The sequence below is a fragment of the Mesorhizobium sp. Cs1299R1N3 genome, assembly GCF_037179625.1.
Taxonomy (GTDB): Bacteria; Pseudomonadota; Alphaproteobacteria; order Rhizobiales; family Rhizobiaceae; genus Mesorhizobium; species Mesorhizobium salmacidum.
The window spans coordinates 448,542-468,178 of sequence record NZ_JAPYKQ010000002.1; the positions used below are offsets into that span (position 1 = coordinate 448,542).

Sequence of the window (19,637 nt, forward strand, 5' to 3'; positions counted from 1 at the left end):
TTCAGTCTTGCTTGTAGAGCAGCCAGCTCTTGCCGGCGCGCCCTGCCATGGCCGAATGCCTGGTAACGCGGTTGCGGCCACTGACTTTCGAGCGATAGAGCGCCCGATCCGCCTTGGTGTAGAGGTCCTCGGGGCCTTCGGCCTCGGACGCCATGCAGATACCCATCGATACCGTCACCGTGCCGTAATTCATGCCGGTCTGGCTGCTGGTGAACGGCGTCTGCTCGATCAGGGCGCGAATGCGTTCCGCGATCTCGTAGGTTGCGTCCTCGCTGGCGCCCTCGATGATCAGCGCGAACTCCTCGCCGCCGGTGCGGGCAACGAACATGTCGCCGCGAATGCTGGTCTGGAAAATCTCGGCGATGATCTGGATGATCTTGTCGCCGACAGGATGGCCGTAGCGATCGTTGATGTCCTTGAACCGATCGATGTCGACGAGGACCAGGGCATTGAACAGGATACCCTTGTTGCTGTTGTAGATCCTGGTGATTTCCTTGTCGAAGGCGCGGCGGTTCCAGATCTTGGTCAACGGATCCGTGTCGGCCAGCCGCTTGTATTCCTCGAGCTTCGACTTGACGCTTTCGAGTTCTGCCGTCTTGTCGCTGAGCGTCGAGGCGATCTGCCGGCCGTGATCGATCGTCGAATTGGTCGCGATGGTCATTGCGTTGGCGATCTTTTGCAGAAGATCCTGGGAGAGAAGGCTGCGGTTGCTCAGGCCGCTTGATGTCTCATCGAGGATCCTGCCGTATTTTTCGATGTGGCTGCGCTCGCTGCGCAGGAGCGACGCGACCTCCTCGAGTTCTCGGGCGATGACGTCTCTGGCATGCTCGACGATTCCGGGACCATGGTTATGGGCGAAGAAGGTGCGCCCGATCTGGTCGAGTTCGTCCTGCGTCGGCCGGTTGCTCAACGACACGACGGCGAGGCTGAGCTCGCGATTGGTGCCGCTCAAGGCCTCATAGAAAATCTCGTAGTTGCGTGGCAGGCCGAGGACGCCAAGCTGGCGCATGGTCGCGACAACGGTGGTTGCGATATCGGTGCTTCGTTCGGTCGAGGCTGCTGCCGGCTGCATGTCTGATTCACTCTTCCCCTCGGATCCCGACGCAGAATTCGCGGGTCCATTGATCGCCGACCTGGGGAGCGCTACCCAATGCTCCAGAACATCTTGCGAAGAGGCGCGGCCCCATCCGCACCCTTCGCTTGTGAGATCATAGTTGCGTCGGCGCTAAAGTTTCCTTAATTCGCACGACTTCCACAGGTTTTCTCTACCTGTGGCTGTACGCGCGTAAAGTTTTGCGCCGCCATCCCCGGATAGCAGCCTGTTTGACGTTTTGAATTTGAACTGCTGCAAATGAAACTGAATTTCGAATTCGTCACGCCAATCGATGTCGTATTTGCTTGCGCGTAACCACCGCGAAGCTGGAATCCTGACGGTGATGCTGGACGAAGTTTCTTCGAGGAGTGCCGAAATGAGCGACAAGCACCAGGGATCATGTCTGTGCGGAGCGGTCCGCTTCCGGACAAGTGGGACGCTGCGTGGCGTTGTCTACTGCCATTGTTCGCAATGCCGCAAACAGAGCGGGCATTTCTATGCCGCGACCAATGTTGCCGATACAGACATCGTGATCGAAGGCCCCGAAAGCATCACCTGGTATGAAGCGTCCGCTTTCGCCAGGCGCGGCTTCTGCAAGACATGCGGGTCGCTGCTGTTCTGGAAGACAATGGATAAGGACTATATTTCGGTCATGGCGGGATCGTTCGACAAGCCGACAGCGCTCAAGGGCGAATGTCATATCTTCGTCGGCGACAAGGGCGACTATTATTCGATAGACGACGGGCTGCCTCAGTTTGAAAAGTCGACACCATCCATACCGGTCGCTGAATGAAATTTGGACGATCAGCCTTATTCCATTGATCGGGGCATTGCTTTATCCCGGGCCGGTGATTCCGAGAGGGACCTGGGTATGCAGCGGTTGATCGATGCTTTTATCAATTCGGTGCGGGCATTTCGCAAGCTTGCGGTCAGCGAGAAGGCTTTCCAGCAGGAATTGATGCTGCTGGTGCTGGCCTTGCCGGCCGGGTGGTTCGTTTCAGTGTCGTGGCGCGGTTACGCGCTGCTGATCGGCGCGGTGCTCCTCTTGATCATGGTCGAAGTGCTGAACACCGGCATCGAGGCGGCGTGCGACGCAATTTCTCGTGAATTCCACATCGACATCCAGCTCGCCAAGGATTGCGGCTCGCTGGCGGTGCTGATTTCGGTAGTGATTGCTGGCGGCGTCTGGGGCATCGCTCTCATCGAACGTATAATTGGGGTGCCGATCTGAGACTTTGATCCCTATATGACAGTCACCAAAGGAGACCGTCATGGCAGAGCTCACGAATTCCTCGCTTCTCGAACGCTTGGGCCTGCCGGAAGACCTGCGCTGGCTGGCCGAAAAGTATCCGCGCGAGAACTGGCAGGCTCACGCCAATATTCACGGCATGGCCAATATGTGGCTGCAGCGGCACGACATGTTCCGCGAGCTCGGCGGCATGCTCACCGGCGGCATTGACGACTATCGCGAAGGCGCACTGGCGGCTCCCGATTTCGCGCGCTGGTTCGCACCGCGCCTCAACCATTTTCTCAGGCATCTCGACGGCCATTACAATGTCGAGGATTACCAGTATTTCCCGGCATTCACCAAGGCGGAGCCCCGTCTGAAACGTGGCTTCGACATTCTCGATGCCGATCACCACACGATCCACGAAGGACTGGAGCGCAACGCCGAGGCAGCGAATGCCTTCATCCGTACACTTCAGGAGAGTGAGGACAAGCAGCGCTTCGCCGCCGATGCTTATGCCGACGAAAACAGCCGACTGATAGCGATGCTGACCCGGCATCTCGCCGATGAGGAGGATCTGATCATCCCGCTCATTCTCGATCGGGGTGATCAGGGGCTCGGCATCGACTAGCCCGGTCAAAACTCCTTGGCGCGCTCCCGCTTGGCGATGTGGCGGGCGACAAGCCAGGCAAGCACGGCCACGGCAAGGCCGATGCCAAGCCCGACGAACAGCCGCTCGTGGCGCATCAGCGCCTGGCCAATCAATTGTTCGGCCCCCAACCCGAAGACATAACCGATCGTGCTGAACAGCACCGCCCAGATCACCGATGAGATGGCGTTGAGGATAACGAAGCGCGGCGCCGCTATGGTCGAAAGGCCGGCCGCAACGCCGCCGACCAGGCGCATGCCGTAGACGTAGCGGTTCGACAGCACGAAGATGTTGGGATGGGTGTTGAGCAGGCGGTAGGCGCGGCGAAAGCCGGGCCGCCGGCGCAGCCTGACGACATGGCGATTGTCGGCGAAACTCCTGCCGAGGGTGAAGAAGAAGGTGTCGCCGGCGAAGGCACCCAGCGCTGCCGCGACAAAGGCATGCCACAGTACGAAAACATGCTGGTGAGCGAAGAAGCCACCCAGGATCGCGGCACTTTCGCCTTCGGCCACGCAGCCGAGAAAAACCGCCAGCAACCCGTATTGTTCGATGAAATGGTGGATCGCCTCGGTCATGACGCCGACTGCGGTGACAGTCTTTCATCGATCCGCTTGACCATTTCCGCCAGCCTCACGATCTCGTCGCGCATGCCGATGATTTCGCTGTGGCGCAGTTGGTCCAGTTTCTCATGCAGCGCCATGATCTCGATCTCGGCCTTCAGATTGACCTCGTAGTCATGGGCGGCATCGATGCGGTCGCGCTCGGTCTGGCGGTTCTGCGCCATCATGATCACCGGCGCCTGCAGGGCGGCGACCATCGACAGCACCAGGTTGAGGAAGATGAAGGGGTAGGGATCGAACGCATCGCGCGACAACAGCCAGACATTGCCTGATGTCCACACGATCAGGAAGGCGACGAAGGTCAGGATGAACGACCAGGAGCCACCGATGCGGGCTATCGTATCGGCAAGGCGGTCGCCAAAGGTCTGGTGGAAGGCCACGGCCTTGTTGGTGTCCCTGGTGATGGTGGTACGCTCGATGGTGCTTTGCAGCACCCGGCTCTCCAGCTGGCTCAGCCCATCCGGCTTTCGCCTCAGCCAGCGGTTCGCCAGATCGTCGATCGTCCTGTTCATGGTCGTCTCCAAGCGCTTTGCTGCGCTAGAGGTAGAGGCTGCCGGCCCGGGCGGGAAGTGCTAGATTGAGGCGAAACGAGGGGGACCGATGGCCGACTTCAAGAAAATTCGTGCTCGCGCGGCAAATCGCAAGGGCGGTGAGGCGGAACTGACCTCCCTGTTGGGACCGATGCCCGACAATGCGGTGGTGGCCGACATCACCGATGACCGTATCCTCTCGACGATGGCCGAGCGCGTCTTCGCCGCCGGGTTCGTCTGGCGGGTCATCGAGCAGAAATGGCCTGGATTCGAAGAGGCGTTCCTGCGCTTCGAGCCCAAGCGGCTGTTGTTCCAGCCTGACGATTTCTGGCACGACCTGGCTTCGGATCAACGCATCGTGCGCAATCCGCAGAAGATCAAATCCGTTCGCGACAACGCCGCCTTCGTCGAACGCGTGTCCAGGGAACATGGCGGCTTCGGCAATTTTCTCGCCGAGTGGCCCGCCGACGACCAGATCGGGCTGATGGCATATCTGGGCAAGCATGGCAGCCGGCTCGGCGGCAACACCGGCCAGTATTTCCTGCGCTGGCTGGGCTGGGATGCTTTCGTCATTTCGGCCGACATGGCAGCCGCACTTCGCGACGCGGGCCTCGACATCGCCGAAAATCCGACATCGAAGAAGGACCTCGACAAGGTCCAGATCCAGATCAACCGATGGGCTGACGAGACAGGCCTGCCGCGCCGGCACATCTCGCGCATCCTGGCGATGTCGATCGGCGAAAACCACTCTCCGCAATCGTTGCGCGACTATATGGGCGATGATTGACGGTCTGAATTGGTCCAAACGAACGCCATTGCGAGGTGAATTCCGCCGCGCTAAGTCAGCAGCATGACCAAGAAGCTCGACATACTGCGTATCGCCATCGCTCAGCTCAACCCGACCGTCGGTGACGTCGCCGGCAACCTCGCCAAGGCGCGCGAGGCGAGGGCGGATGCCGCCCGCCAGGGCGCCGATCTCGTGCTCTATACCGAGCTTTTCCTTGCTGGCTATCCGCCGGAGGATCTGGTGCTGAAGCCGGCCTTCCTCAGGGCATGCGAGCGCGCCGCCGAGGACTTTGCCGCCGATACCGCCGACGGCGGTCCGGGCGTCATCATCGGCACGCCGCTGAAGCGCAAGAGCGGCACGCATAATTCCATCGTCTTCGCCGATGGCGGCAAGATCATCGCCGAACGCTACAAGCTCGACCTGCCGAATTACGGCGAGTTCGACGAGAAGCGCGTCTTCCAGGCAGGGCCCGAGATCCAGGGACCGGTCAACTTCCGCGGCGTGCGCATAGGCATACCGATCTGCGAGGACATCTGGGGCGAGGTCGGCATCTGCGAGACGCTGGCCGAAAGCGGCGCGGAAATCCTGCTGGTGCCGAACGGTTCGCCCTACTATCGCGCCAAGATCGACGTTCGCCACCAGGTCGTCATCAAGCAGGTCATCGAATGCGGATTGCCGATGATTTATGCCAACCAGCTCGGCGGCCAGGACGAGCTGATCTTCGACGGCGCCTCCTTCGCCATCGGGGCCGACAAGACGCTCGCCTTCCAGATGAGCCAGTTCGAGGACGCGGTCGACGTCACCATCTGGAAACGCACGGACAACGGCTGGGTCTGTTCGCAAGGACCGATGTCGAAAATCCCGGACAAGGAGGAGGCCGACTACCGCGCCTGCATGCTCGGCCTGCGCGACTACGTCAACAAGAACGGCTTCAAGAATGTCGTGCTCGGCCTGTCCGGCGGTATCGATTCGGCGATCTGTGCCGCCCTTGCGGTCGATGCGCTCGGCGAGGAGCGGCTGCGTGCCGTCATGATGCCTTATCGCTACACCTCGAAGGACTCGCTCAAGGATGCCGAGGACTGCGCCCGTGCGCTCGGCTGCCGCTATGACATCGTGCCGATCTTCGAGCCGGTCGAAGGATTTTTGCACACGCTGACGCAGTTGTTCGAAGGCACCAAGGAAGGCATCACCGAGGAGAATTTGCAGAGCCGCGCGCGCGGCACGATCCTGATGGCGATCTCCAACAAATTCGGCTCGATGGTTGTGACCACGGGCAACAAGAGCGAGATGTCGGTCGGCTACGCCACGCTCTATGGCGACATGAACGGCGGCTTCAATCCGATCAAGGACCTTTACAAGATGCAGGTCTATGCGCTGTCGCGCTGGCGCAACAGTCATGTGCCGCCGGGCGCGCTCGGGCCTTCGGGCGAGGTGATCCCGAAGAACATCATCGACAAGGCGCCGTCGGCCGAATTGCGCGAGAACCAGACAGACCAGGATTCGCTGCCGCCCTATCCGGTGCTGGACGATATTCTGGAATGTCTGGTCGAGAACGAGATGGGCGTCGACGACATCGTCGCGCGTGGCCACGACCGGGCGACGGTGACGCGCATCGAACATCTGCTCTACATCGCCGAATACAAGCGCCGGCAGGCGGCACCGGGTGTGAAGATCACCAGGAAGAATTTTGGCCGCGACCGCCGCTATCCCATCACCAACCGTTTCAGGGATCGTGGATAGGCGTCTTTTCGCTTGCTGAGCGAGAGTGCGCGATGCCGCGGGCGAGAGTGCAAGCATGGCGACTGTCGCGGATCGATTTCCGAGCGACCTCCGACCCGTTGATGGCCTGCCGGGTGAAAACCATGCGGCCACGATAGGCACAGGTCCGACTGTTGCAAAATCGCCTCATCGGCTGGACCAGAAGTGCTTTTGGCCATGGCTTGCCTTGGCGAACGATCCAAGCGTCCGTATAACGGCGTCTCCGCGATTCCCTTCAGGGAGGACCGAATGCCCAGATTTGACATCGTTATGCGAGGCAGCGAGGCCTAGGTCTGCGCCGGTGTTCCGAAGTATCGGAACCACACCGGACGCAGCAAAGGCATTTGCCGCTGCCGGTCGCCGCCCAAGGGCAGGCGACCAACCATAGCCGAACCTCCGCATTCAAGGGCCATTCGCCCGGCGCGGTTTTTCAATTTTCGACCTTACTGGGATCGGGCTCGTTTGCGCCCGAATGACATCATGGCTCGTTTCAAGATCGATTTGCGCGCCAGCGCCTTTCGCAGCGTTCTTGGTTTCACACTCATCCATTGGCCGCGTCAGCCCTGGCGGCTTTCGCTGATCATGGGCGGTTTCCTGCTGTCGACGCTGGCCGACGTGCTGACACCGCTCTATTCCGGCCGGCTGGTCGACGCCGTCGCCAGCAGCGCCGGCGCGGACGCCATTGCCTGGAATGCAGCGATGACGGCATTCTTGATTCTGATGGCGCTGGCGCTCACCGGGGTCGTGCTGCGCAACCTTGCTTTCATGGGCATCGTCGAGTTGACACTCAAGATGATGGCCGACATCGCGGCCGATGCCTTCCATCGCGTTCAGCGCTTTTCGACCGATTGGCATGCCAACAGTTTTGCCGGCTCGACCGTGCGCAAGGTGACGCGCGGCATGTGGGCACTCGACCTGCTCAACGACACCATCCTGATCGCGCTGTTGCCGTCGGTGATCATGCTCGCCGGCTCGACGCTGCTGCTCGGCTGGTTCTGGCCGCTGATGGGCGTGGTCGTCGCAGCCGGCTCGGTGCTGTTCATCATGGTGACGGCGATGCTGTCGCTCGGCTATGTCGCGCCGGCGGCAAGGCTCGCCAACACCTGGGACACGCGTCTCGGTGGTTCGCTGGCCGACGCGGTGAGCTGCAACGCCGTGGTCAAGGGCTTTGGCGCCGAGGAGCGCGAGGAGCGCCGCCTCGCCAGGGTGGTTGCCAAATGGCGCGCCCGCACACGGCGCACCTGGGTGCGCGGCACCATCAACGGCACCACGCAAGGGGCGCTGCTGCTGGTCATGCGCGCCGCGGTGATCGGCCTGGCGCTGATGCTATGGTCGTGGGGGCAGGCGAGCGCCGGCGATGTCGCCTTTGTGCTGACCTCGTTCTTCGTGCTGCAAGGCTATTTGCGCGATATCGGCACGCATATCCGCAATTTGCAGCGTTCGATCAACGACATGGAGGAACTGGTCGATTTCCAGTCGGAACCGCTGGGTATCGAAGATCGGCCCGGCGCCGGACCGATTGCCATCACGCAGGGTCACATTGCCTTCGATAATGTCACCTTCCACTACGGCAATCACCGGTCGCCGCTCTACCGCGACTTTTCGGTCGATATCGCGCCAGGCGAACGTGTCGGGCTCGTCGGTCACTCGGGTTCGGGCAAGACGACATTCGTCAAGCTCATCCAGCGGCTCTATGACGTTAGCGCGGGAAAGATCGTGATCGATGGCCAGGATATCTCACAGGTCGCCCAGGCGTCGCTGCGCGGCCAGATCGCCATCGTCCAGCAGGAACCGATCCTGTTCCACCGTTCGCTGGCCGAAAACATCGCCTATAGCAGGCCAAGCGCCAGCCAGGAGGAGATCGAGCATGCCGCCAGGCTGGCGAGCGCGCACGACTTCATCGCCAACCTGCCGAAGGGCTATGGCACGCTGGTCGGCGAGCGTGGCGTGAAACTGTCGGGCGGCGAGCGCCAGCGCGTGGCGATCGCCCGCGCTTTCCTGGCCGATGCGCGCATCCTGATCCTGGACGAGGCGACGTCGAGCCTCGATTCGGAATCCGAGGCGCTGATCCAGCAGGCGATGGAACGGCTGATGGTCGGCCGCACGACGCTGGTCATCGCGCATCGGCTTTCGACGGTGAGGGCACTCGACAGGCTGCTGGTCTTCGATCGCGGCAAGATCGTCGAGGAAGGCTCGCATGACGAGTTGATCCGCCTGAAGGGCGGCATCTACCGCCGCCTGTTCGAGCGCCAGGCGCTGGAGCTGACCAAGGGCCTCGTCGATTGACCTGAGATGACCTCCGGCTTTGGCCGGAGGCCATCCGGAGTGCCTCTCACTTGGCGTATGCTGGCTGAGCGAACCCGCCAGTGAAGCCCTTTTCCAGACATCGATTTGCGACGTCTGTTTACGTTACCGACCGAAATTCGTTTCTCTACTTTTGGTTGTTGTATACCAAAGAAGCAATCTAAGCGGTCTCACAATGCGTCTTGATTCCGAAACTACCGGTGTGGAAAAGGTGGCTGCGCCATCGGTGCTGGAATCCCAGCACGGCTCGGTTCGGCCGCTTGCCGCCGAAGATCTCGAGCGCGTCGCCGCACTCTTCCTGACGAAGTTTCGCCGGCGTCGGCGTCACCGCCTCGATCGCGCGATCGCGGAAACGGCGGAGTATATGGGGAAGATCTATCTTGACCCTGCCGGCCAGTCCGGCGAGAGCAACGCTCTTGTCCAGATCAACCCGCAGGGCGATCTAGGTGGGTTCCTTGGCGTCCTGAAAGCCCGTTACGAGCTCAACGGAGCGGCATTGAATGCGGCGATCATCGGTCCGTTCATGGCCGACCCCGGCGCCGATCACGGCTCGGCCGGACCGCAATTGCTGCGTGCCTTGCATCAAGGCGAATTCGATCTGCAGCTGACCGATTCGGCCAACCGGGTGTCTCTGGCCTTCGCGCGTCCGATGAAATACCAGCTCCTGCCGGTCCATTGTCTGGGATGGACCTATGTTTTCCGGCCGGCCGCGATGGCCGCCGCCGCATTGCACCGCAAATGGCCCCGCCTGCCTCGCCTGGCACTCGATCCCTGCGCGAGAGCATTCGACGTTCTCGCGAAACGAAGGTTCGAACCGCCCGTCCAGCATTCATCGTCGCAACGGGTCCATGCCGAGCCGATCAATGCCGCGCAATTTGCCGAGCGGCTGCCGACCCTCCTGTCCGATTACGCCCTTCGACCGAGTTGGAGGGATGGCGAACTGCCCCGGCTGCTCGCACTGGCGACTGAGAAGCGGGCCAACGGCCCCCTTCATTTCGGCGGGACTTACGACGCGACAGGCAAAATGCTCGGTTGCTACGCCTTCTACGGTCAAGCCGGCGACATGGCGATCCTGTTGCAGATCCAAGCTTCCGGACACCACTGGGGCGCGACGCTGGATGGCCTTGTCGCGGCTGCGCGGGATATGGGCTGCGTGGGCATCACCGGACAGACCCAGAGCAGGTTCATGCCTCACCTCTTCGGCTACAGGAATCTCTTCTTCCGTTATGCCGGGGGGACGATGGTCCGCTCGCGAATCCCCGAGGTCACGGAAGCGGTCCGCTCCGGCGACATCGCTATCGGCGGGTTGATGGGCGACCGCTGGACCCGCCTCAGTTCCGACGACTTCGGCCGCTGATCGTCTTCAACGACCTCTTCGTCGACTCCGCCGGTTGGCTGCACCCTCTCATGGCGGTGCCGCCAGGCTGGCCGCCGCCATCCGCCGCTTGAGGCGTGCCCGGCCCGGTCTTTTCATTCCAGCCGCCATGTTCTATGTCTGCGGCACGGCGCGGGGGCGCATCTTGTCAATCACAAAGGCATCCGGTACGCCCCGCTCATGACAGTTACCGTTCGTTTCGCCCCGTCACCGACCGGCCGCATCCATATCGGCAATGCGCGCACCGCTCTGTTCAACTGGCTGTTTGCCCTCAACAACAAGGGCCGCTTCATCCAGCGCTTCGACGACACCGACATCGCCCGCTCGAAGCAGGAATTCGCCGACGCCATCCTTTATGACCTGCATTGGCTTGGCATCTTCCCGGATGTCACCGATTATCAGTCGCGGCGCTTCGAAGTCTATGACGCTGCGGTCGAGCGGCTGAAGGCGGCGGGTGTTCTCTACGCCTGCTACGAAACGCCGGAAGAACTCGACCTCAGGCGCAAGGTGCGCCGCACGCGAGGCCTGCCGCCGGTCTATGGCCGCGAGGCATTGGCGCTGACGACAGAGCAGGTGGTCGAATATCAGGCCGACGGGCGCCGGCCCCATTGGCGTTTCCTGCTGCCCAATTTCTCCAGCGATCCGCGGCAGCCGGAGCGCACCGAGATCCACTGGGACGATCTGGTGCGTGGCGAGGAGACGGTGGATCTGGCTTCGTTGTCCGATCCGGTGCTGGTGCGTGAGGACGGCACCTATCTCTACACGCTGCCCTCCGTTGTCGACGACATCGAGATGGGCGTCAGCCACGTCATCCGCGGCGACGATCATGTCACGAACACCGGCGTGCAGATTGCCCTGTTCAAGGCGCTGGGTGCCGAGCCGCCGGTCTTCGGCCACCACAATCTCCTGACCACCGTCTCGGGCGAGGGGCTGTCGAAGCGCACCGGCGCACTTTCCATCGAGAGCCTGCGCGAAGACGGCATCGAGCCGATGGCCGTCGCTTCGCTGGCCGTGCTGGTCGGCACGTCGGAGAATGTCGCGGCCGCGCATGACCTGGCCGAACTTGCCGGCCATTTCGACCCGGCCGCGACCTCGAAATCGTCGTCCAAGTTCGATCCGGCCGAACTGTTCGTGCTCAACCGGGTGCTGCTGCAGCGTATGCCGTTCGACGAGGCGCGGGACCGGCTGATGGTGCTGGGTATTTCAGGCGAACACGCCGAACCGTTCTGGCTGGCGGTGCGCGGCAATATCGACCGGTTGGCCGATGCGGTTGCCTGGTGGCGTGTCCTGCGCGAAGGGCCGCAGGAGAAGCCCGAGTTTTCCGATGACGACCGCGATTTTCTGCATCAGGCACTCGATCTCCTGCCTGAGGAACCGTGGAACGGGACGGTCTGGAAGGATTGGACCGGCAAGATCAGGGAAGCGACCGGCCGCAAGGGCAAGGCGCTGTTCATGCCGCTCAGGCTTGCCCTTACTGGACTGCCTTCGGGGCCGGAGCTTGCAGATCTATTGCCGCTGATGGGTCGGGAAGGAACGATGGCCCGACGACCCTGACCTTGCGCTGTTCCGGAGGCAGGGCCGAAACCGGCGATGCCACCGGCTTGGCCGAAAGGCGCTTGATGGCTTCACGGTCGAGTCCGCCGTCTCTATTGGCCAGGGTCTCGGGGTCGGCACCCGGATCAGGCTTCGAGGCCGGAATAGTCGGCGCCGCATCCGGTTCGGGCTGTGATTGTTGCTGACTTGGCGGGTTGCCGCCAATGATCTGGAAATTCTGCGCGGCATTGCAGCCGCAAGCGGGCGGCCGCGACATGTTGGGCTGTTTGTAGAGATAGGCGGTTGGCAATTCGCCATAGGGCCTGCCGGTGACCGATGACGTCATCGATGCCGAATCGTCGTCCATGCCGCGCGAATAGAAGACCTGCATCTCGGTGCCGGGGCAGGCCGATTCGCAATTCTTCTGGTCGCGCTCGAAATCGCCGGCCGAGGCGGCGTTCGACATGGGGAAGAAATAGCCATCGCAGGTGCGGACGCAACTGGTGTGGAATTCGCCGCCGCTGCTCGCAACGTCCGGAATGCCGGGCTGGTTGAGGACGCGGCTGACGTCGCGTTCCTCGCCGGAATCGTCAGGCTGGTCCAACGTATCGATCTGCCGGTTGCCGCCGCCGAAAAGCTGATCGAAGAGGTTGGCATTGGCCCCGTCTTCACGATTGGCTTCCTGCGGAGGCGCGCGGCGGGGTGCCACCGCATCGTCACGGCAGTCATTGGCATCGAGCGCCGCCAGGATACGGCCCCGGTCGCGGCGTGAACCGCCGCCGCCGGCCAGTTGGGCACGCTTGGCCTGCAGACTGTCGAGATTGGCGTTCATGCGGTCGATGGTGGCGTTCAGCCCGGCACACTGGTTGATGTTGCGCGAAAACAGCGAGAACCCACAGCCGGCATTGTTCGCCTGGCCGCGAGCCTTCGAGATCTGTTCGCGCTGCCTTTCGATCGCGGCCTCGTATTTCCGGACCAGTGCCGGGCCGCCGCCACCGCCGCGTGAGGCCGCGGCGAGGTCGGCCTCCAGTTGACGGCAGACCCGTGAAGCGGCCTGCGGCTCGCCGACCGCTGCGCCGGACAGCAGAAGGCCAAGCAGCACGGCAGCATGCGCCTGCTTCAAACCTCCGCTTGCCATCCGCCTCGATCCCGCTTGCCTCTGGTCGCCAAGGCTAACCCGTTCGCGGTTAATCGTCCATTTCGGAAGTCAGTCCAGATTGGCGATCGCCTGCGCCTTGTGCGCGGCTTCGACCACCGCCAGCGCCGTCATGTTGACGACGCCGCGCGAGGTCACCGAGGGCGTCAATATGTGCGCCGGCTTGTCGGTGCCGAGAAGGATGGGGCCGACATGCAGGGCATCCATCATGGCCCGCAGCGCCGTCAGCGTGATGTTGGCCGAATCGAGGTTCGGGAACACCAGGAGATTGGCTTCGCCCTTCAGACGCGAATGCGGATAGACGCGCTGGCGCAGATGCTCCGACAAAGCGGAATCGGCATGCATTTCGCCGTCGCACTGCAGCTCCGGCGCGATGCGCGCCAGAATGGCCGCGGCCTGACGCATCTTCAGCGCGCTCGGCGAATCACGCGAGCCGAAATCCGAATGCGACAGCAGTGCCGCCTTCGGCTCGATGCCGAAACGCTGGATTTCTTCCGCCGCCAGCACGGTCATCTCGGCGATTTCGTCGGCCGTGGGGTCGACGGAGACGTGAGTGTCGGTGAGGAAGATGATGCCTCGCTGCGAGATCAGCATGGAAAGGGTCGACAGGTCCCGGTCCTTGATGCCGGTGCGCGGCCCAATGATCAGCGTCACGTTGCGCAGATGCCGCTCGAAACGGCCTTCGAGGCCACAGACCATGGCGTCGGCGTCGCCGCGCTTCAGCGCCAACGCGGCGATCACCGTGTTGTCGGTGCGCACCATGGTACGCGCGGCCTCCGTCGTCACGCCGCGGCGGCCGGCGAGTTCGATCAGGAGGTCGACATAGTGGCGGTAGCGCGGATCGTCCTCCGGGTTGATCAGGCCGAAATCGACACCGGGCTTGATGCGCAGGCCATAACGCTTCAGCCTGACCTCGATGACGTGCGGGCGGCCGATCAGGATCGGCTCGGCGATACCTTCCTCAAGCACAACCTGGGCGGCACGCAGGACACGCTCGTCCTCGCCGTCGGCGTAGATGACGCGTTTGGCGCTCGAGGACTTGGCGGAGGAGAACACCGGCTTCATCACCAGACCGGAGCGGAAGACGAAGCGATTGAGCTTGTCGATATAGGCGGCGAAGTCCGTGATCGGCCGTGTCGCCACACCGGTGTCGCAAGCTGCCTTGGCGACGGCCGGCGCGATGCGCAGGATGAGGCGCGGGTCGAAGGGCGAGGGGATCAGGAATTCGGGTCCGAAGATCGGCGTTTCGCCCGAATAGGCGCGCGCGGCGACATCGGAAGGTTCTTCGCGGGCAAGGGCGGCGATCGCCCGCACCGCCGCCATCTTCATCTCCTCATTGATGGCGCTGGCGCCGCAGTCGAGCGCTCCCCTGAAGATATAGGGGAAGCAAAGCACGTTGTTGACCTGATTGGGAAAATCGGACCGGCCCGTGCAGATCATGGCGTCCGGACGCGCCGCGCGCGCCACTTCCGGCATGATCTCCGGATTGGGATTGGCAAGCGCCAGGATCAACGGCTTCGGCGCCATGTGTTGCAGCAGCTCCGGCTTCAGCACACCGGCGGCCGAGAGGCCGAGAAAGACATCGGCGCCCGCTATGACGTCGGCGAGCGTGCGCGCCTCGGTGTCTTTTACATAAGGGTCTTTCCAGCGGTCCATCTCGTCGACACGACCCTTGTAGGCGACGCCGAAACGGTCGGTGACCCAGATGTTCTCGACGCGCACGCCGAGCGAAACGAGCAGATTGAGGCAGGCAAGGGCGGCGGCACCTGCGCCGGAAGTGACGACCTTGATGTCCGAAATGGTCTTGCCGGCGAATTCCAGCCCATTGAGCACGGCGGCGGCGACGATGATGGCGGTGCCGTGCTGGTCGTCATGGAACACCGGTATGCTCATGCGAGCTTTCAGGCGTTCTTCGACTTCAAAACACTCCGGCGCCTTGATGTCCTCGAGGTTGATGCCACCAAAAGTCGGTTCCAGCGCGGCGACGGTTTCGACCATGCGCTCGATTTCCGGCGCGTCGATCTCGATGTCGAAGACGTCGATGCCGGCGAACTTCTTGAACAGGACCGCCTTGCCCTCCATCACCGGCTTGGAGGCCAGCGGCCCGATATTGCCGAGGCCGAGCACGGCCGAGCCGTTCGACACGACGCCGACTAGGTTGGCGCGCGCGGTGTAGTCGGCGGCAGTCGCCGGATCGTCGCGAATCTCCAGGCAAGGGGCGGCGACGCCGGGCGAATAAGCGAGCGCCAGGTCGCGCTGGTTGCCGAGTGGCTTGGTGGCCTGGATCTCGAGCTTTCCCGGCGTCGGGTGCTTATGGAAGTAGAGGGCGGCTTCGTCGAGGTCCGAACGTGCCGTTTTCTTGTTCTCGCCTTCCATGCGGCCGCTCCTCCAAACCTGCTTCGGGAGTCCTTTTAGCATGAGGCCAAGATTTTTCGCGACGCTAATTGACGCGCCGGCAGCTTTAAATGCCGGCGCGGCAAAATCAAATAATTATCAGTTGGTTACGGTTGTTTCATGCGAAATCAGGTTGCCCTGCTTCGCGGGTCAAAAGGCGCTGACGTAGAGACCGCCGTCGACGGGTATGTTCTGCCCGGTCAGATAGCCGGCGTGGACAGAGCACAGGAAGGCGCAGATCTGGCCGAATTCCTCCGGAGTGCCGAGCCGCTTGGCCGGTACGTCGGCACTGATGCGGGTCTTGCGCGCCGCGGCTGCCTTGGGATCCTCTGGCGTGCCGGCCTCATGCGGGCCGCGCAGCCGGTCGGTATCGAGCTTGCCCGGCAGCAGGCTGTTGATAGTCACGTTGCGCTCGATCACTGTGCGCGCCACGCCGGCGAGAAACGACGTCAGGCCGGCGCGCGCACCAGATGACAAGTCAAGGCCGGGGATGGGGACATAGACCGACAGCGAGGTGATGTTGACGATGCGCCCGAAGCCGCGCGCCGCCATGCCGTCGATGACCGCCTGCACCAGTTCGATCGGTGTCACCATGTTCTGGGTAACGCCTTCGAGGATCTTTCCACGATCGAGTTCGCGGAAATCGCGAAGCGGCGGCCCGCCATTGTTGTTGACGAGGATGTCGGGTTCCGGACAGGCGGCGAGCAACGCTTTCTGTACCTCCGGCTTCGAAACGTCGCCGACGACCTCCGTCACCGTCACGCCATGGCGCTGGCGCAGCTCCGCGGCGGTTTTGGCGACCAGCTCCGCATTGCGCCCATTGACGACGATGTCGCAGCCTGCCTCGGCCAGCGCCATGGCGCAGCCACGACCAAGCCCCTTGCTCGAAGCGCAGATGATGGCCTTCTTTCCGCGGATACCGAGATCCATGATGATTTTCTCCTTGATTTGCCCGGCAGGCTAGCGCCAGCGCTGGACCAATCGCAACCGTCATACGGTTGTTGCATGAATCGGGGCATAGGCTGCTCGAAAGCAAGGGTGAATCCGCGATGCCAGGCCAAGAGCCCCGCACTTTCCGCAGCATGTTCATTTCCGACGTCCATCTCGGGTCGAAGGCGGCGAAGGCCGATTTCCTGATCGATTTCCTTCGCTACCACGATGCCGACATCATCTATCTGGTCGGCGATATCGTCGACGGCTGGCGCCTGAGGCGCAGCTGGCACTGGCCGCAAAGCCACAATGACGTCGTGCAGAAACTGCTGCGTAAGGCGCGCAAGGGCGCCTCGATCACCTATATCGCCGGCAATCACGACGAATTCGCCCGCCAGTTCCAGGGCGTGCATTTCGGCGGCATCGTCGTTGCCGACCGCGCCATCCACGAAACCGCCGATGGCCGGCGGCTGCTGGTCATCCATGGCGACCAGTTCGATACCGTCGTCCACAACCAGCGTTGGCTCGCCTATCTCGGCGACCATGCCTATGACGCCGCCATGCAGGTTAACCGGGTGATCACGCGGTTGCGCCAACTGCTCGGCCTGCCTTACTGGTCGTTTTCGTCCTGGGCCAAGGTCAAGGTCAAGAAGGCGGTGAACTTCATCGGCTCGTTCCAGACGGTGCTCAGCGAGGAAGCGCGACGCTCGCATGTCGACGGCGTCATCTGCGGGCACATCCACCATGCCGCCATCGAAAGCTGTGGCGACGTGCAGTATATCAACACCGGTGACTGGGTGGAGAGTTGCACCGCCGTGGTCGAGCATTTCGACGGCCGCATGGAAATCCTGACCTGGGCGCATATCCTGCCTGAAGCGCCTGACGAACCCTTCATCCCGATGCTCATCGAGGACAGGGTGGTGCAGGCCGCCTGAGGCGGAAGCCGGACCTGCACTTTCTGGTGTTAATCGGCTGGTCCAGCCGGTTTCGCCCGGTTTTTCCTCATGTTAAGGATCGGTTCTCGCTGCTCGCCGGTCGTTGGGCGCAGCGTCATTGGATCGATTCATGCTGCTGCCGCCGCTTTCGCCCGAACAACTCGTGAAGCCGAGCCGTTTTGAGCTGCGCATGAGCCTGATCTTCGGCACGCTGTTCATATCGCTTGGCACCCATTTGCCCTATTTCCCACTTTGGTTGCAGGCCAAGGGATTTCACGCCGAACAGATCGCCGTCATCCTGGCAGCGCCGATGTTCCTGCGCGTGCTGACGACGCCGCTGCTGACGACACTTGCCGATCGAGCCAGGGACCGCGCCGACGTCTATGTCGTACTGGTCGCGGCCTCGCTGCTGCTCTCCGCGGGGTACTTCCTGACACCGACCTACGCGACGGTGCTGGCGGTGTCGTTGTTGCTGACCATTGTCTGGACGCCGCATTCGCCGATCGCCGATTCGCTCGCGCTTTCGGGCGTGCGCCGCTTCGGTTCCAATTATGCGAGCATGCGTAAATGGGGGTCGGTCTGCTATCTCCTGGCCAATGTCGCGGGCGGCTTCATTCTGGCGGCCAGCGGCCCTCAAGCCGTTCCGGTGATCATATTCCTTGCCCTTGGCGCGGCACTCGCCGCAGGCCTGCTGGCGCCGCGCATGGGGCGGCCGCGCAAAGCTTCGCCACTGTCGGCGGCGGAAATCCAGCACGCGGCGCCGGGGCTATTTAATGCTTATTTCCTCTATTTCACGCTTGGCGTCGGCATCATCACCGCCAGCCATGCCTTCCTTTACGGCTTCGTCTCGATCTACTGGAAATCGATCGGCATCAGCGATTCCGTCGTCGGCCTGCTGTGGGCTTGGGGCGTCATCTCCGAAGTCTGCATGTTTTTGTTGTTCAATCGCATTTTCGCCTCCGTATCCGTCGTCCGGGTAATGCTCATTGCCGGCATCGGTTCGATCGTGCGTTGGATCGTCTTTCCACTGGTGTGGCCGCTCGGCCTTGGCGTCGGCGGCTTCTTCGCCGTGCAGTCGCTGCATTCGGTGTCTGTCGCGATGGTGCTGATCGGCCTGCAGAAGATGATCGCCGAGACCGTTTCCGAAGAGCGCACGGGTGCCGCGCAAGGCATCGCCTATTTCTTCAACGGTTTCTTCATGGCCGCCGTCACGCTTGCGTCCGGTCCGCTCTATGACCGTCTGGGCGTCGACGGGTTCCTTGCGATGATTCCGATCGCGATCATTGGCCTCGTGCTGATCGGGCTAGCCGCGCGCTCAGCCCCACAGCGCCCGGTCCGGCGGTGAGACGAGCGATCCCTGGTAAACGAGACCCGGCACACGGTCCCGGGCAAGCAGCAGCGGCCCGTCAAGGTCGACGAAATCGGCTCCTTGCGCGAGCAGCACAGCCGGCGCCATTGCCAGCGACGTGCCGACCATGCAGCCGACCATGACGCCAAAGCCCAGTTCACGGGCGCGGTCGCGCAAGGTGAGCGCCGCCGTCAGCCCGCCGGACTTGTCTAGCTTGATGTTGACGGCGTCGTAGAGACCGACAAGCGCTTCGAGATTCCCCGCTTCATGAACGCTTTCGTCGGCGCAGACCGGCACCGGATGCGCGATGTGGCGCAGGATGCCGTCCCGGCCCGCCGGCAGCGGCTGTTCGATCAGGGCGATGTCCTGTTCGGCGGCAAAGGCGAAGTTCGCGACAATGTTGTCGTCGGTCCAACCTTCATTGGCATCAAGGATCAGTCGGCTCTTGGGTGCTGCCTGTCTCACCGCCCGGATGCGGGCGATGTCGTTGTCCCCGCCGATCTTGACCTTGAGCAGCGGCCTGCCGGCATTGGCGCGAGCCTGTGCCGCCATCGCTTCCGGTTCGCCGAGCGACAGCGTGTAGGCGGTTTCGAGCTGATGCAACGGGGCCGGCCAGATTGCGTTCGCCACCGGATTGCCGCTGATCTTGGCTTCAAGGTCCCAAAGGGCACAGTCTATGGCGTTACGCCCCGCCCCCGCCGGCATTGCGTCGAGCAGGGCGGTGCGGTCCATCCCGCCGGCGATCCGGTCGCGCATCGCCTCGATCGCATCGCGAACACCCTCCATGGTCTCGCCATAGCGCTTATAAGGAACACATTCGCCGCGCCCGCTATGACCGCCCTGGCTGATCGTGCAGGTGATGACCTCGGCCTCGGTCTTGGAGCCGCGCGAAATGGTGAAGGTTCCGGCGATCGGAAACCGCTCGGCCTCGACCGAAATGACACGCGCCATATTTTTCTGCTCCGGCTATGCGAGAAGGGTTGTCGGCAAATCGACA

General features: G+C 62.5%; 17 protein-coding genes. 10 read left to right on the forward strand and 7 right to left on the reverse strand.

Going from position 1 to position 19,637, the window contains the following annotated elements:
• Position 1: 1 nt before the first annotated feature.
• Positions 2–1,072, reverse strand: coding sequence for a GGDEF domain-containing protein (locus O7B34_RS07585; protein ID WP_337145499.1), 1,071 nt, complete (start codon positions 1,070–1,072; stop codon positions 2–4).
• 397 nt (positions 1,073–1,469) lie between these two features.
• On the opposite strand from O7B34_RS07585, the gene O7B34_RS07590 reads away from it, so the two are divergent.
• The 3 genes from O7B34_RS07590 (at position 1,470) to O7B34_RS07600 (ending at position 2,952) form a co-directional block, all read left to right on the forward strand.
• Positions 1,470–1,886: a GFA family protein gene (locus O7B34_RS07590; protein ID WP_337145500.1), complete on the forward strand. Its 417-nt coding sequence runs from the start codon at positions 1,470–1,472 to the stop codon at positions 1,884–1,886.
• 78 nt (positions 1,887–1,964) lie between these two features.
• The gene (locus O7B34_RS07595; protein WP_337145639.1) at positions 1,965–2,324 is read left to right on the forward strand and encodes a diacylglycerol kinase; all 360 of its coding nucleotides are present in this window, start codon (positions 1,965–1,967) and stop codon (positions 2,322–2,324) included.
• A gap of 40 nt (positions 2,325–2,364) precedes the next feature.
• Complete coding sequence (locus O7B34_RS07600) at positions 2,365–2,952, forward strand: hemerythrin domain-containing protein (protein WP_337145501.1); 588 nt, start codon at positions 2,365–2,367, stop codon at positions 2,950–2,952.
• A 5-nt stretch (positions 2,953–2,957) separates the two neighbouring features.
• Here O7B34_RS07600 and O7B34_RS07605 read toward each other — a convergent pair whose 3' ends face one another.
• Both O7B34_RS07605 and O7B34_RS07610 read right to left on the reverse strand, forming a co-directional pair.
• Positions 2,958–3,545, reverse strand: coding sequence for a DedA family protein (locus O7B34_RS07605; protein WP_337145502.1), 588 nt, complete (start codon positions 3,543–3,545; stop codon positions 2,958–2,960).
• A complete protein-coding gene (locus O7B34_RS07610; protein ID WP_337145503.1) occupies positions 3,542–4,102 on the reverse strand; it encodes a DUF1003 domain-containing protein in 561 nt (186 codons plus the stop codon). Before O7B34_RS07610 ends, O7B34_RS07605 begins: the two co-directional genes overlap by 4 nt.
• An 88-nt stretch (positions 4,103–4,190) precedes the next feature.
• Between O7B34_RS07610 and O7B34_RS07615 the strand changes: the two genes are divergently transcribed.
• From O7B34_RS07615 to O7B34_RS07635, 5 genes are all read left to right on the forward strand, one after another.
• Positions 4,191–4,907: a DNA-3-methyladenine glycosylase I gene (locus O7B34_RS07615; protein ID WP_337145504.1), complete on the forward strand. Its 717-nt coding sequence runs from the start codon at positions 4,191–4,193 to the stop codon at positions 4,905–4,907.
• Positions 4,908–4,970: 63 nt separating this feature from the next.
• Positions 4,971–6,647, forward strand: a complete 1,677-nt coding sequence (locus O7B34_RS07620; RefSeq protein ID WP_337130382.1) for an NAD+ synthase — start codon at positions 4,971–4,973, stop codon at positions 6,645–6,647.
• Positions 6,648–7,145: 498 nt separating this feature from the next.
• Entirely contained in the window at positions 7,146–8,951 is a 1,806-nt protein-coding gene (locus tag O7B34_RS07625; RefSeq protein ID WP_337145505.1) for an ABC transporter ATP-binding protein, read from the forward strand.
• 193 nt (positions 8,952–9,144) lie between these two features.
• Positions 9,145–10,326, forward strand: a complete 1,182-nt coding sequence (locus O7B34_RS07630) for a hypothetical protein (RefSeq protein ID WP_337145506.1) — start codon at positions 9,145–9,147, stop codon at positions 10,324–10,326.
• Between the two features lie 198 nt (positions 10,327–10,524).
• Positions 10,525–11,898, forward strand: coding sequence for a glutamate--tRNA ligase (locus O7B34_RS07635; protein ID WP_337145507.1), 1,374 nt, complete (start codon positions 10,525–10,527; stop codon positions 11,896–11,898).
• Here O7B34_RS07635 and O7B34_RS07640 read toward each other — a convergent pair.
• The 3 genes from O7B34_RS07640 to O7B34_RS07650 all read right to left on the reverse strand — a co-directional run bounded on the left by O7B34_RS07640 (position 11,816) and on the right by O7B34_RS07650 (position 16,357).
• Complete coding sequence (locus O7B34_RS07640; RefSeq protein WP_337145508.1) at positions 11,816–13,015, reverse strand: DUF2865 domain-containing protein; 1,200 nt, start codon at positions 13,013–13,015, stop codon at positions 11,816–11,818. The two genes, O7B34_RS07635 and O7B34_RS07640, sit on opposite strands and share 83 nt — an antisense overlap.
• Before the next feature lie 69 nt (positions 13,016–13,084).
• Positions 13,085–15,409: an NADP-dependent malic enzyme gene (locus tag O7B34_RS07645; protein ID WP_337145509.1), complete on the reverse strand. Its 2,325-nt coding sequence runs from the start codon at positions 15,407–15,409 to the stop codon at positions 13,085–13,087.
• A gap of 168 nt (positions 15,410–15,577) precedes the next feature.
• Entirely contained in the window at positions 15,578–16,357 is a 780-nt protein-coding gene (locus O7B34_RS07650; protein WP_337145510.1) for an SDR family oxidoreductase, read from the reverse strand.
• Positions 16,358–16,509: 152 nt separating this feature from the next.
• Between O7B34_RS07650 and O7B34_RS07655 the strand changes: the two genes are divergently transcribed.
• Together O7B34_RS07655 and O7B34_RS07660 are read left to right on the forward strand one after the other, a co-directional pair.
• Complete coding sequence (locus tag O7B34_RS07655) at positions 16,510–17,292, forward strand: UDP-2,3-diacylglucosamine diphosphatase (protein ID WP_337145640.1); 783 nt, start codon at positions 16,510–16,512, stop codon at positions 17,290–17,292.
• Between the two features lie 130 nt (positions 17,293–17,422).
• Positions 17,423–18,637 (forward strand): MFS transporter, encoded by a 1,215-nt coding sequence (locus O7B34_RS07660; protein WP_337145511.1) that lies wholly within the window; start codon positions 17,423–17,425, stop codon positions 18,635–18,637.
• On the opposite strand, the gene dgcA is transcribed toward O7B34_RS07660, so the two are convergent.
• Entirely contained in the window at positions 18,608–19,591 is a 984-nt protein-coding gene (gene dgcA / locus O7B34_RS07665; RefSeq protein WP_337145512.1) for an N-acetyl-D-Glu racemase DgcA, read from the reverse strand. The genes O7B34_RS07660 and dgcA overlap by 30 nt on opposite strands.
• Positions 19,592–19,637 lie beyond the last annotated feature (46 nt).